This is a genomic window from Pseudodesulfovibrio hydrargyri (assembly GCF_001874525.1).
GTDB classification, from domain to species: Bacteria; Desulfobacterota; Desulfovibrionia; order Desulfovibrionales; family Desulfovibrionaceae; genus Pseudodesulfovibrio; species Pseudodesulfovibrio hydrargyri.
This window is the reverse complement of the sequence record NZ_LKAQ01000004.1, coordinates 212,305-225,980: the sequence shown is the minus strand read 5'-3', so window position 1 is coordinate 225,980 and position 13,676 is coordinate 212,305. Positions and strand designations below refer to the sequence as shown.

General features: G+C 64.2%; 11 protein-coding genes. All 11 read right to left on the bottom strand.

From position 1 onward, the window contains the following. Window positions 1–21: 21 nt before the first annotated feature. Window positions 22–2,367 carry a diguanylate cyclase gene (locus BerOc1_RS05515; protein ID WP_071544741.1) on the bottom strand — a complete coding sequence of 782 codons (2,346 nt, stop codon included), beginning with the start codon at window positions 2,365–2,367 and terminating at the stop codon, window positions 22–24. A gap of 183 nt (window positions 2,368–2,550) precedes the next feature. Then, window positions 2,551–3,936 (bottom strand): multiheme c-type cytochrome, encoded by a 1,386-nt coding sequence (locus BerOc1_RS05510; RefSeq protein ID WP_071544740.1) that lies wholly within the window; start codon window positions 3,934–3,936, stop codon window positions 2,551–2,553. Between the two features lie 11 nt (window positions 3,937–3,947). Then, window positions 3,948–4,520 (bottom strand): NapC/NirT family cytochrome c, encoded by a 573-nt coding sequence (locus BerOc1_RS05505; RefSeq protein WP_071544739.1) that lies wholly within the window; start codon window positions 4,518–4,520, stop codon window positions 3,948–3,950. A gap of 216 nt (window positions 4,521–4,736) precedes the next feature. Continuing rightward, on the bottom strand, window positions 4,737–7,001 hold the full coding sequence (locus BerOc1_RS05500; protein ID WP_071544738.1) for a PAS domain-containing protein: 2,265 nt from the start codon (window positions 6,999–7,001) through the stop codon (window positions 4,737–4,739). Between the two features lie 37 nt (window positions 7,002–7,038). Beyond that, a complete protein-coding gene (locus tag BerOc1_RS05495; RefSeq protein WP_071544737.1) occupies window positions 7,039–7,482 on the bottom strand; it encodes an RrF2 family transcriptional regulator in 444 nt (147 codons plus the stop codon). Between the two features lie 123 nt (window positions 7,483–7,605). After that, the gene (locus BerOc1_RS05490; RefSeq protein WP_071544736.1) at window positions 7,606–9,537 is read right to left on the bottom strand and encodes a response regulator; all 1,932 of its coding nucleotides are present in this window, start codon (window positions 9,535–9,537) and stop codon (window positions 7,606–7,608) included. 88 nt (window positions 9,538–9,625) lie between these two features. After that, window positions 9,626–9,982 carry a DVU0259 family response regulator domain-containing protein gene (gene divK, locus BerOc1_RS05485; protein WP_071544735.1) on the bottom strand — a complete coding sequence of 119 codons (357 nt, stop codon included), beginning with the start codon at window positions 9,980–9,982 and terminating at the stop codon, window positions 9,626–9,628. 143 nt (window positions 9,983–10,125) lie between these two features. Next, window positions 10,126–10,479 (bottom strand): DVU0259 family response regulator domain-containing protein, encoded by a 354-nt coding sequence (gene divK, locus BerOc1_RS05480; protein WP_071544734.1) that lies wholly within the window; start codon window positions 10,477–10,479, stop codon window positions 10,126–10,128. 134 nt (window positions 10,480–10,613) lie between these two features. Then, on the bottom strand, window positions 10,614–11,507 hold the full coding sequence (locus BerOc1_RS05475) for a universal stress protein (protein ID WP_071544733.1): 894 nt from the start codon (window positions 11,505–11,507) through the stop codon (window positions 10,614–10,616). Window positions 11,508–11,542: 35 nt separating this feature from the next. After that, window positions 11,543–12,934 (bottom strand): sulfate respiration complex iron-sulfur protein HmcF, encoded by a 1,392-nt coding sequence (gene hmcF, locus BerOc1_RS05470; RefSeq protein WP_071544732.1) that lies wholly within the window; start codon window positions 12,932–12,934, stop codon window positions 11,543–11,545. A gap of 33 nt (window positions 12,935–12,967) precedes the next feature. Next, the gene (gene hmcE / locus BerOc1_RS05465) at window positions 12,968–13,645 is read right to left on the bottom strand and encodes a sulfate respiration complex protein HmcE (protein WP_071544731.1); all 678 of its coding nucleotides are present in this window, start codon (window positions 13,643–13,645) and stop codon (window positions 12,968–12,970) included. Window positions 13,646–13,676: the final 31 nt, after the last annotated feature.

The following is a 13,676-nucleotide window of genomic DNA, read 5'->3' as shown; positions in this document are numbered from 1 at the left end:
CGGACGCGGCGAGTCAAGGGGTCAGAGGACGATGACCCGGTTCCTGCCGCTGCGCTTGGCCTGGTACAGGGCGTCGTCGGCCCGCTTGAGCAGCCCCTCGATGGACTCGTCGTCCGGGGTCAGGGCGGTCACCCCGATGCTGATGGTGAAGGTGATGATCTGGTCGTGGGTCCTGACCTCGCACTGCTCCACCCGGCGGCGCAGCCTTTCCGCGGTGTTCTCGCCCGCGCCGATGCGGGTCTGGGTCAGGGCGGCCTGGAACTCCTCGCCGCCCACGCGGCCGAAGAGGTCGGTGGTGCGCAGGGTGGACCGGCACAGGGCGACCAGTTCCTTGAGCACGTCGTCCCCGGCCGGGTGGCCGTAGGTGTCGTTGATGCGCTTGAAATGGTCGATGTCCAGGGACAGGAGGACCAGCGAGGTGTTGTACCGCTTGCAGCGCTCGAACTCCTCGCCCAGGCGCGACATGAACTGGCGGCGGTTGCTGGCCCCGGTCAGGGGGTCGGTGGAGGCCAGGGTGCGCAGCTCGTCCTCCATCTGGCGCTGCTCGGTGACGTCCATGCTGATGCCGATGAGCCGGATGGGCATGCCCTTGTCGTCCACCTGGACCAGCCCTTCGATGCGGATGTGCCGGACGGCCTTGTCGGCCCGGACGATGCGGAACTCCAGGTAGAGCGGCTCCTTGGTCTCGATGGACCGGGCCAGCTGCTGCTCGGTGGCGGCCAGGTCGTCCGGGTGGATGCAGCCGCGCCAGAAGTCGAACAGCTCCTTGGGGGGGAGAGGCTCGGCCTGGTAGAGGTCGAACATCTTGCGGTCCCAGAGCAGGTCGTCGGTGCGCAGGTCCCACTCCCAGATGCCGAGATGGGCGGCGTCCGTGGCCAGGTCGAGGCGCTCGGCGATGGCCTTGAGGTCCTCCTCGCTGCGCTTGAGGTCGGTCATGTCCCGGGCCTCGAAGGAGACGTATTCGGCGTCGTCGCCCTGGACCCGGACCGGCTGGTAGGTGATGGACATGTAGCGCTCGCCCGCGTCGGGCAGGGGCAGCCAGGCGGCCTCGGTCAGGGTTTCGCCCTTGAGGGCCCGGTCGATGGCGGGCTTGAAGCGCTCCTCGAAGTACCGGGAGCCGAACAGGATGCCCACGGGCTGGCCCACGATGGACTCCCGCTTGAGCCCGAAGATATGGGTGTAGGACTCGTTGACGATGACGTAGCGGTAGTCGCTGTCGATCAGGGAGATGAGGTCCGGGTTGGTTTCGATGATCCGCTGGTAGCGCAACAGCTCCATGCGGGCCTGCTCGCGCTCCTGGTCCTTGCTCATCAGCGTCAGGTTGAGGCCGGCCAGCTCGCGGTTGACCTGCTGCAGCCGGTCCGTGCGCCGCCTGACCTTTTCCTCCAGCTCGGCATGGGCCGCGGCGAGCTCCGCCCTGGACCGCCGCCGCTGGATGATGCGCCAGGTGCCGTTCATGATCAATTCCATGTGGCGGATGTCGTCCTCGGTGTAGTCGCCGGGCTTGTTGCCCACCCCGGCCAGGAAGACCACGCGGTTCTCCTCGAAGACCGGCACCCCCAGGTGGTTGCGCACCGGGATGTGGCCGTCGGGGTAGCCCTTCTTTTTCTTCAGGTTCGGGTAGTCGTTGGTGATGACCGGCCTGCCCTGGCGCAGGGGTTCGCCCCACAGCCCGGTTTCGCAGATGCTGTAGACCTCCGGGACGTCCTTGATGGAGCACCGCTCCATGACGCTCTCGGACCAGGCGTGCAGGGTCAGTTGGGTCTGGTCCTCGCTGACCCGGTAGATGTACCCGATCTCGCTGCCGGTCACCTCGGTGATGGCCTCCAGGGCGAAGTCGAGGATTTCCTTCTCGGTATGCTGGGTCATCTCGGACAGGGCGTAGAGCCGCTCGAAGCGCAGTTCGTCCAGCTCCAGCCGCCGCAGGGCCCGGCGGTGCTCGGTGATGTCCGTGAACGAGACCAGGTTGGCCGGTTCCCCGCCGTAGTCGATGGCCCGGGCGCTCAGGCTGGCCCACATGGAGGCCCCGTCGAGGCGGTGCATGAGCACCGGGTAGTTGCGGATGTGCCGCTTTTTGCGGATCAGGGCCAGGAGCCGGTTGCGGTCTTCCCGATTGACGTAGAAATCCTCGGCGTTGCGTTCGCCGTCGGCGCCGGACAGGCCGAGAAATTTCTTGGCCTCGGCATTGGACAGGAGGATATTCCCCTGCTCGGTAATGATGGCCATGCCGCCGGGGGCGTTCTCGAAGACCATGCGGTAGCGGTCCTCGCAGGTCGCCTTGGCGGCTTTGGCAAGTTCCTCTTCGAGTTCCTCTATGCGCTCGCGCGCCTGTTCAAGCTGCTTGCGCAGGGACGTTTCCGTCATCATATGTCTCCCGTGCGGTGGCCGCCCGCCCCGACGGCCAGGCCGTTCGGGGAACCCCATTCCAATTTCTAATATCGCGTTTTTTCTGCGGAAGGTCAATGCGGGACGGCAAGGCTTCCGGCCGGCCGGGTCGGCAATGAAAAGGGGGGCGCGAACGCCCCCCGTATCGGTTTGCCGGATATGCCCCTACTGCTTGCCGAACAGCTGCTGCGGGCGGGTGGTGTCGCCGGTGGCGTTGGGGAAGTCGGGATAGCGGTAGGCCTTGGTGTTGGTCTCGATGAGGTGGCGGGCCTCCTCCATGTACTGGTTGTAGCGGTGCTTGCACTCGTAGAAGCCGTGCCACCAGGCGTAGTCCGGGGCCATCATGGCCGTGCCCATGCGGGCCCGGCGGCCCTCGTGGTGCCACAGTTCATAGAACTGCACCTCGAGGTGCTCGTCGAAGAACTTGGTCTTGTCGAGCAGCCCCTTTTCATAGAGCTCGTCCAGGGTCTTCTTGGCGGGCTTGAAGTAGACCTCGTTGTACTCCTGCACCGAAGTGTCGAGCTGGGTATAGAAGTCGTCGATCCAGGCCTGGCCGTGGCACTGGCTGCAAATGTTCTTCATCTTGTCGCGCTCCACCTTCCAGTCCGTGGCCGCGGGCAGGGCCTTGAATTCGGACGGGCGGACGGTCAGCGGGGCCTGGGTCTCCCAGGAGAGGCGCTCGGTCACGTCGTGGGTGGTGGCCACGTCGCCCGAGCCGGACATGTGGCAGGAGGCGCAGGTCGGGGCGCGGTAGTCCACCCCCGGGGTCCAGGCGCCGGGCGCGGAGTCGAAGTTGTACTCCTGCTTGAACGCCTGGTAGATGTCGCCGTGCTTGGATTCGTTGAATATCTCGATCTGCGGATGGTCCGGGCCGAGGTGGCACTGGCCGCAGGTCTCGGGCTTGCGGGCCTCCATGACCGCGAAGCGGTGCCGGGTGTGGCAGCTGGTGCAGGAGCCGAGCGAGCCGTCCATGTTCAGGCGGCCGACGCCCACGTTGGGCCAGGTGGCCGGGTCGAGGGAGCCGTCCTTCATCTTGAGCACGGTGCCGTGGCAGTAGAAGCAGCCGGTCTTGCGCTCGTTGTCCGAGTTCATGCCCCCGTTGAGCCAGGGGTCGATCTTCCAGATGATCTCGAGCGTGTTGGCGTGCTTGCTCTTGGAGTACTGCATGGCCTCGTCCGGGTGGCAGCGCGAACAGTCCTTGGGCGTGACCGCCGAGGCCACGGGCACGAAGTATTGCTTCTCGCCCATGGGCAGGTTGCCCATGGAATAGTACTTCTCATGACTGGTGCTGATGTCCCCGTCGCCGGGTTGGGCCTGGTGGCAGTCCAGGCAGGTGATGCCCGCCGAGGCGTGGCGGCTCATGGCCCAGTCGGCGAAGATGCCCGGGGTCTCCTGCTTGTGGCACTCGATGCAGGCCGTGCCCTGGGGCGGGGTGGCCCGGTCCATGCGCAGTTCGCGGACCTTGGGGTAATTCTGCGCTCCGGCCGCCACGGTGGTCAGGATGATGGCCGCGAACGCGGCGGTGAGGATGAACGTCGTTTTGCGATACATAAACCAACCTCCTAGATACCCAGATTGGGCAGCCCGCTGGCCCGGTACGGGGCGCTGAACTGCTTGTACTCGTAGAATTGCCTGTCGTTGTGGACCAGATGCCGGTGGCAGTCGGTGCAGCGGTACTCCCGGCCGTTTCCGGCGTAGAGAACCCTGCGGTGGGCCAGCATGGCCCCGCTCTTGCCGGGCATGTGCAGGATGTTCCGGTGGCACTTCATGCACTGGTCGTTCTTCATGGTCGCCCAGATGCGCTCGCGCATGACCGCCCTGTCGTACCTCTCGTCTCCACCGGTGAAGTGGGAGAACACGTCCTTCATCCCGTGCATGGTCTTGGTGAAGAAGAAGTCGACGGTGTCCTGGGGCGCGGGCAGATGGCAGTCCATGCAGTCGGCCACGAACCCTTGCGCGTTGTTGTGGTGCGTCGAGCTCTCCCAGGCCATGACCGCCGGGCGGATCTCATGACACGACCCGCAGAACTCCGGGGTCGAGGTCCTGACCATGGTGTAGTAGGTCATGCTGAAGATCGGAAAGGCGATCAGGATGCCGAACAGGACCAACAGAACCGATTTGGTTTTTCGCTGCATACCTCCTCCTGGATGTTCCCCTCCCTTCGCGGACCATTGCCCCCGGTCCGGAGAGAAGGGGTTTATCCTCCGTTAGCAGAAAAACGGGGAGAACGGCAGGTGCGGGGGATTATTTTCTGTCATTTGCCGCTTTTTTTGTCTCAACGGCCGGGAGCCGGGCGAAAGAAAAGGCCGGGAAGCTATTCCCGGCCCGAAAGGCGTCAAGTTCCGGCGGGCCTACAGTTCGCACTCGGCCCGGGGAAAGGATATCTCGAAACAGGCACCGCCCTGTTCCCAGGAATCGGCCTTTATCTTCCCGCCGTAGTCGGTGACGATGCCGTAGGAGATGGACAGGCCGAGCCCGGTGCCCTTGCCCACGATCTTGGTGGTGAAGAACGGCTCGAACAGCCGCTCGCGGATGGCCGGGGGGATGCCCGCGCCCGTGTCGCAGATGCGGAAGACCACGCGCTCGGGCGTGCTGAAGGACTGAAGCAGGATCCGCTTGTCCTCATTGCTTTTTTCGTCCTTCCAGCGGTCCTCGATGGCGTCGCGGGCGTTGAGCAGGAGATTGATGACCACCTGTTCCAGCCGGTTGGAGTCGGCCATGATCAGGGGCAACCCCTCCTCCAACTCCCAGTCCACCCGGATATTGTGGATCTGAAGCTGCTGGCTGAAGAACTCGAAACCGCGCTCCAGGACCTCGTTGACCTGCACCGGCATGGTCCGCAGGTCGGACTTGCGCCCGAATTCGCGCATGTGCTCGATGATCTTGGCCGCCCGGTCAACGTGGGTTGAGATGCCTTCGGCCATCTCGCGCATGATCTCCGGCGATATCTCGGTGCCGTTCTCGGCCCTGTGGGTGAGCAGGTTGGAAATGGCCTGGAGGATGGTCAGGGGCTGGTTCAGTTCGTGGGCCACGCCCGTGCTCATCTCTCCCAGGGTGGTCATCTTGCTGGCCTGGATGAGCTGCCGCTCCATCTCGATCTTGCGGGTCACGTCCGTACAGGTCACGATCAGGGTGTCGCGGCCCTCGAACCGGGCCGGGGAGATGCTCAGGAAGACGAAGAACGGCCGACCCGACTTGTCCACGTGGGTGCACAGCTCGATCTCGGACTGGGAGCGAACGGCCTCCTCCCAGTCCCCGGCCTCGTCGTGGCGGAAGAAGTCCATGAAGCTGCGGCCGCGCATCTCGAGCTGGCCCCAGCCGTACATTTCCTGGGAGGACTCGTTGCAGTTCAGAATCTCCAGCGTCTTGCGGTCCAGGACGAAGACCGCGTTGGGGATGGAGTCGAAGATGGCGTGGTAGCGGTGCTCGGACGCGGCCAGCTTGGATTCCAGCTCGCGGCGGTGGGTGATGTCTACCATCATCTCCATGGCGGCCACCACCCGGCCGTTCTCGTCGCGCACCGGGGAGGTGTACACGATCCAGTGGATCGTGTGGCCGTCCTTGGACATGCCGGACTCCTCGGACATGTGCGCCTTGCCGTCCTGGAAGGTCCGGTCCACGGGGCAGACCTCGCATTTCTCCAGGCGGCCCTTGTTCACCTGCCAGCACCGCTTGCCGCCGGGCGTGCCGAAATGCCGCTCATAGGCCGAGTTGTGGCGGATGACCCGGTAATCGGTGTCCACCACCGAGACCAGGCAGGGCACGTTGTCGAACAGGTTGCGGTATTCCTCGCGTTGCTCAAGCAGTTCGCGGTGCTTGTCCGAGACGCGGCGGCCCATCATGTTGAAGGCCTGGCCCAGGGTGCCGATCTCGTCCACCTGCTCGATGTCGATGTCCGTGTAGTCGGTCCCGCCGCTGATGCCGCGCGTGGCCGTGATGAGCCGTTTTATGGGCCGGAAGATGAACCGGTAGGTGAAGGCGAACAGGGCCAGGAAGGTGGCCGCGAACACGACCACGGAGATGCCCATGTTGGCCCGCTCGAACATTCGGATCAGGGCGTTCTTGGCGTCCATGTTCACGGTCACGTCCAGCAGGCCGAGGACCTGTTCGTCCCCCGAGTGGACGTGGCAGGGGCCGGGCGAGCACCCCTCGGAGTTGGCGATGGGGGTCATGATGGCCATGAGCTGGCGGCCGTCCGACTCGATCATCCTCGTCCGCTTGGACAGGGGCAGGGCCGGGGGCGGCGGCGCGTACTGATGGCAGGCCCGGCAGGCCGGGGTCTGCTGGCCGATGACCGTGCCGATCTCGGCCGGGATGTTGGAGAAGACGATGCGTCCCTGCTTGTTGTAGACCCGGATGTTCTCGATCTCCTCCTGCTTGGCGATGTTGTTGATGTTCTCTTTGATGTCCTCTTCGTTGTCGAGCATCATCGCGTAGTGCAGGGCGAGCATGATCGTGTCCGAGACCATCTCGATGTCGGACATGACGTTGGAGACCACGTTGTTCTTGAAGTAATAGACGTTGAACCCGGTCCACAGGAAGACGCACAGGATGAGCGTCACCCCGCCCGACAGGATCATCTTCGCGATCAGGCTCTCGCGGTACCGCTTCAGCACCTTGGCACCTTCCTCTCGGGCGGCCGTGCCGGCCGGGCTAGTCGTCGCTCTTGGGCGGATTCTCGGGACACAGGTACGCGTCCTTCATCAGGTCGGCCAGGGAGTAGGAGTCGAGCATCCTGTACATGGCCAGGGAGGCGTCGTCCCAGATGGAGCGCTTGAGGCAGACGGCCGCGCGCGGGCAGGTGGATGGGTCGCCCTCGCAGCCCAGGACCTGCTCCTCGCCGTCCAGGATGCGGGCCACCTCGCCGATGGAGATGTCCTCGGGCTCGCGCACCAGGACGTTGCCGCCGTTGGGGCCGCGTTTGCCCTTCACGTAGCCCGCCTGCTTGAGCATCTTGATCAGCTTTTCGAGATACTTCAGGGACAGCTTTTCACGCTCGGCCGTGTCCTTGCTCGGGACCGGACTGCCGTTCTCCGAATGGAGGGCGATGTCCAGGAGCAATCGGGTGCCGTATCGGCTGCGTGTGGTCAGTTTCATCGTCTTTGTCCCCGGCTGTGAAAGTGGTGGGCGCGCGGCGCGCGTCCCGTAAGCATAGGGAAAAATACCGCGACAATCAATCGGCGGCCGTTTTTGAACCGGTTTTCCCGGCCTCCGGCCCCCTTATTTTCCGGCTCCGGCCTCTTGCTTCCCGGCCCGGTCGGGCAGGGTGATGATGAAGGTCGAGCCCTCGTGCGGGGCGGACTCCACCCGGATGGCCCCGCCGTGCTGCTCGATGGTCTGGTTGGAGATGAACAGGCCGATGCCGGTGCCGCGCTTGCCCTTGGACGAGAAGAACAGGGTGAAGATCTTGTCCCGGGTCTCGCGGTCCATGCCCATGCCGTTGTCCGATATGGTGATGACCAGCCCGGTCTCGTCGCGCCTCGCGGACAGGGCCAGTCTGCCGTCCTTGCGTGCCTCGCAGGCGTCCACGCCGTTCTCCAGGAAGTTGACCAGGGCCGCGGACAGGGCCGCGGTGTCGGCCTGGATGGTCCCCAGGTCGTCCGGGATGTCGCGGACGAACTCGATCTTGCCCGAGGCGGCCCTGGCCGCGCCGATGTCGGCCGTGTCCCTGAGGAACGCGGACGCGTCCACGGCCTCGGTCTCGAGCTCGCGGGACTTGGCGTAGTAGAGGATGTCCAGAACCATCTTCTTGACCCGGCCGATCATGGCCTTGAGGGTCCGGGTGGCCGCGGCCACGCGCTCCTCGTCGCCCTTTTTCAGGCCCGACTCCAACCGGTAGATCCCGCCGTCCAGGGAGGTCAGCATGCCCTTGACGCCGTGGGACATGGACCCGAGCATGATGCCCAGCGAGGTCAGGTGGTCCTGGAGCCTGCGGATCTCGGTGATGTCCGTGGACAGCTCCATGGCCTGGAAGATGCGGCCCGAGGCGTCGTGCAGGGGCGCGGCCTGGACGAGCATGTGCTTCTGCTCGCCGGAAAGCGTGGTCACCACGGTCTCCTGCTGCCGCGATTCGCCGTCCAGCAGGGTCTTGTCCACCAGACACCCCTCGCACGGCTCGCTTCTGTGCTTGTAGGCCTCGAAGCAGAAGTGCCCCTCGACCTCGCCGAAGTCCTGCTTGAACAGCCGGTTGGCCTCGACGATGTTCAGGTCCGCGTCCTGCACGGTGATGTAGCAGGGGGCCTCGTCGAACAGGCGCTGGTACTTGTACTGGGTGGTGTACAGTTCGTCCTGGAGGCGCTTGAGCTCGGTCATGTCCACGGAGATGTCCAGGACCAGTTCGATCTCGCCGTCCTTGTTGGGCAGGGGCGCCGTGTAGACCGTGACCGGTATCTCGTCGCCGTCCTTGGACAGGAAATTCTCCTTGCTGCGCTGGCCCTTGCCGGTCTCGAAGGTGCGCTGCACCGGGCAGGCGTTGCCCGGCGAGGTGCGGTCGGAGTAGATGTCGAAGCTGTTGTTGCCCACCTGGTTGCCCAGGCGCTCCTCGAACAGGCGGTTGTGGGCCACGATCTCGAGGTAGCGGTTGTGGATGGACACCAGGCAGGGCAGTTCGTTGAACACGCCGTAGCCGGTATCCGCCTCCTGGGCCGCGTCGGACAGGGCCGAGGACAGCCCCTGGACCACCTGGCAGGCGGCGTTCTGGCGCTCCAGCTCCACGATGCGGTCGGTCTTTTCCTCGACCAGCTTTTCCAGGTTCTCGGTGTATTCGCGCAGCTGCAGCTTCATGCTGTAGCGCTCGCGGGCGCGCTCCAGGGAGACCTCGAGCACGTCGTTGTTGATCGGTTTGGTGATGAAGTCCGAGGCGTCGAACTTGAGGGATTCGATGGCCAGGTCCATGTCCCCGTGGCCGGTGATCATGACCACTTCGGTGTCCGGGGAACGCTCCTTGATGGCCTTGAGCAGGTCGATGCCGTCCATGACGGGCATCTTGATGTCGGTGAAGACGATTCCGGGCTTGAAGGCGTCGAAGACCTCTAGGGCCTCCTTGCCGTTGGCGGCGGTTTCCACTTCGTAGCCCAGGTCCATCAGCGAGAGGCCGAGGAACCGGCGGACGCCTTCCTCGTCGTCCACGAGCAGCAGTCGTTTGAAATCCATCACACCCTCCGGGAGAGTCGTGCCGCCGGCCGCCCCGGGCGGCCGCTTCCCTGCGGGTTCTCTCCTCAGTCCAGGATTGCGGACCGGGTTATTCGCCCAGTGCCTCTCGTACGATCTGGATCACATCCGCCGGGTCGAAGGGCTTCTTTATGGTCGCCACGGCCCGCCGTATGGCCAGATGGATTCCCGAGAGCCCGGAGATGACGATCACCGGGATGTCGGAAAACTCCTTTTCACTGGTCAGCCGACGGTAGAAACGCGGTCCCCACTCGTGGGGCATTTCGATGTCCAGCGTGATGAGGTCCGGCTTTTCGGCCATGGCCACCTCATAGGCTGAAATCCCGTCGGAAGCGCGGCAGGTGTCGTATCCGTGGTCTTCGAATACGCTGATGAGGTAATCGACGATGTCCGGATCGTCGTCCACCACCATGATTTTCTTTGGCATGAGCTCAACCTGGTTTCAAGTGGCGGGGACCCCCCGCAACGCCTGCAACGTATACTCAACCCGCGCGCGAGTTCAAGTCGGAAAATTCGGCCCGCGAATCGACGTCGATCCGCGGGCCGGTAAAACACCAACCCGTCGGGCCGCTAGCCGATGGCGTCCTTGACGATCTTCAGCAGCTGGGCGGGCTCAAAAGGCTTGGTAAGGCTTGCGATCGCCTTGGGAATAGCGTATTTGATCGCGTTGAGGCCGCTGATGACCACCACCGGAGTGCGCTTGAGGGCGTCGTCCTGGCTGATCTTGCGGTAGAACCTCGGACCCCATTCATTGGGCATTTCCAGGTCCAGCGTGATCAGATCGGGCTTCTCGGCCTTGGCGATCTCCACGGCCTCCGCGCCGTCGTTGGCGGTCACGGTTTCATATCCGTTGTCCCCGAGCAGTTCGGACAGATACGAACGGATTTCCTGGTCGTCGTCGATTATGAGAATCTTCTTGGACATGATGTTCCTCCTGGTACTCACGAATCAATGCGTTTGATTCTTGATTTGCCGCAGTCGCTCCCGCCAAGGCCGGCTGCGGCATTTATATTTTTCAAGGCGCGCCCGGCACCCGCCGGGCGCGCCGCTCTGCTTTTCTAGACCTTGTCCGGTTTGCTCACGCTGACCACCGGGCACCCGGCGCGCAGGATGACCTGCTCCAGGGTGGACCCGAGGGACGCCAGCTCCGGATCGAGCTCCCGGGAGTGGTGCGCCAGGACGATGAGGTCGGCGCTGCGCTCGCGGGCGATCTTGACTACCTCCACGTAGGGCACGCCTTCCCAGACCTCGATGTCGAAGTCCTTGAAGTCGCCCATGAGCGGCCCGTAGGTCTCGCGGATGCGGGTCCTGGCCTCGATGAGCTTGTCCTCGATGGCGTTCTGGTCCAGGACCTTGCCGCTGATGTCCAGGGCATGGAACAGGGTCAGGTCGCAGCCCAGTTCCTTTGCCGAGTTGAGGGCGAACTTGAAGGCGTTCTCGGCCTGCTTGGAGAAGTCGGTGGCGAAGACGATGTTGCCGAACCCGCCCCAGTAGGAGGCGGTCTCGCGGTGCACGGTCATGACCGGGCAGCGGGCGGCCTTGGCCACGCGCTGCAGGGTGGAGCCGGGGTAGCCCTTGCGGTAGGCGCTCGAATCGCCGGAGCTCGCGCCCATGACGATCAGGTCGGCGTCCTCGGCCCGGGCGGCGCGCAGAATCTCGCGGCTGGGCACGCCCGTGGTGGTCACGATCTTGGCGTACTCCACCGATTCGATCTGCTTCTCGAAGGTGGACTTGAGCTCCTCCTCGACCCAGGCGCGGTATTCGTCGTCGACCTCGATCTCCTCGCCGGTGCGCACGTCGTTGACCAGCTGGGAAAAGGCCTTGGTGGGCACGCCCATGACGTTGAACACCACCACCTCGGCCCCGTAGCGTTTGGCCATGTCGAAGGCCACCCGCGCGGCGCCGAAGGTGGACGGAGCACCGCTGGTCGCCAGTAGAATCTTCTTGAACATAGATCACCTCGTCCTTTGGTTACACGGTCTCCGGTTTATTCCTCGGGGGGCAGCAGGTGCTTGGGCACGTCGAGCATGCCGATGACCAGCGGCTTGAGGAAGGACCAGCGGATGCCGATCTCGTACTCTTCCTCCAGGTCGCGGATGGCGTCCCAGCAGTTGTGGCAGGGCGCGATGACCAGCTTGCAGCCGGTGTCCAGGATCTGGTCGCGCTTCTTGCGCAGGGCCACGTTGCGCTGCTCGCGGTACTTGCCGATGCCGTTGAATCCGCCACCGCCGCCGCAGCAGTAGTTGTGCTCCTTGTTCGGGGCCATCTCCACGAAGTACCCGGGCTCCACGATGTAGCTGATGATCTCGCGGGTGACGTCCTTGAGCCCCTGGTTGCGCACGTAGTTGCAGGAGTCCTGCAGGGTGACCGGCTCCTTGATCCGCTTGGCCGGGTCGATCTTGAGCTTGCCTTCGCGCAGGGCCTCGGCCAGCCATTCCACGTAGTGGATGTAGGGGACCGGCGGCTGCCCGTCGGGGCGGCCCGCCCAGTAGGGACCTTCGATGACCGTCGCGCGGTGCGCGTGGCCGCATTCGGTGCCGATGGCCCGTTTGGGCTTGAGGCGCTCCAGCGCGGCGTAGACGTTCAGGACGTTGTCCTTGCAGCATTCCCAGTCGCCGGCGAACATGGACAGGGAGGTCTGCTCCCAGCCCTCGGAGGGCACGGTCCAGTTCTCGCCCGCCACGTGGAAGAGGATGGCCGCCTCGGCGATGTCCTCGGGGTAGTGCTTGGGCTCGCGGGCGTTGCAGGTGTACATGATGTCCGCGCCTTCCTTGTCCACGGGAATCTCCAGGCCGGGCCAGTCCTCCTCGTTCTCCTCGGCCATCCACTCGCAGGTCTCGACCCAGTCCTCGGTGGTCACGTCCATCTGGGCGCGGTACACGCGGTGCATGCCGGAGCCGATCTTGAGCTCCCACGGCACGAAGCCCTGGGAGTAGAGCAGGCCGCGCAGGTAGCTGAACATCACGCCCATGTCGATGCCGTGGGGACAGTACATGCCGCACCGGTTGCAGCAGGTGCACTTGGACCAGGCGGTCTCCATGCACATCTGCATGAACTCGTTGTCCACCTTGCCCTTCTTCTTGACCATCACCCCGAGGGTGGACTGGATCTTGTAGGACGGGACCTGTTCGGGCACCCGGCCGTTGACCTGGTACAGGAAGCAGGACTCGGCGCACAGGCCGCAGTGGGCGCAGATCTCGAGCCAGGTCTTGGTCCGGGACTTCATGGTCTTCTGGATGGAGGCCCAGAGCTTGTCCGAGTCCACGTCCAGATGGTTCATCTCTTCGTAGTATTGCTTGCCGCCCTTGTCACCGAGGGTCGCTTTGAGCTGTTCGTCGGTGGTGATCGGCGTCTTATTGCAGAATTTACCTTCAGGCATTTCGGTTCTCCGTTGTGTGTGGCTAAAGCCCGGTTACCAGGCCATGTCCGTGCCCTTCATGCCGCCGCGCTTGATGCCGTAGTCCATGCCCAGCTGCATGCGGGACATGAAGAACAGCAACACGTGGCTGAGCTTGGTGAAGGGCAGGGCCAGGAGCCAGATTTCGCCGCTCAGGATGTGGGCGGCCAGCCAGAAGTTGTAGTCCCCCATCTCGTACCGGGCGATCAGGCCGGTGACGAAAGGGAGCACCGAGATGACCAGCAGCAGGTAGTCGTAGAAGGTGGTGATGATCCGCACCTCGGGGAAGGCGATGCGCCGCAGCAGCAGGAACAGGCCGCCCACCAGGCAGACCCAGGCCAGTCCGTCGGCCACCCCGGTGGGCAGGGCGGGCAGACTGAAGCCCAGGGCGTTTTGGAGCATCACGTTGTGCGCTTCCAGGAAGACCGGGGTGACCAGCAGCCCGATGTGGAAGGCGAAGAAGATGAGGGTGAAGCCGGGGCGGGTCCGCCACAGCCGGGCCTTGAACGGGATGATGAAGGCCAGGATGGAGCGCACGCCCCCCCTGATGCCGTATTTCATATGGGGACGGTACGCCACGCGGTCGAGCTGCCAGCTGAGGCCCTTGACATACATCACGGCGCGAACGAGCAGGCCGCCGAAACTGACGGCGAACGTCAGCCAGAGCATGGGCCCGGTCAGGAAATCGTACATTTCCGCTTCTCCTTGATTGTCGTATCGTTAA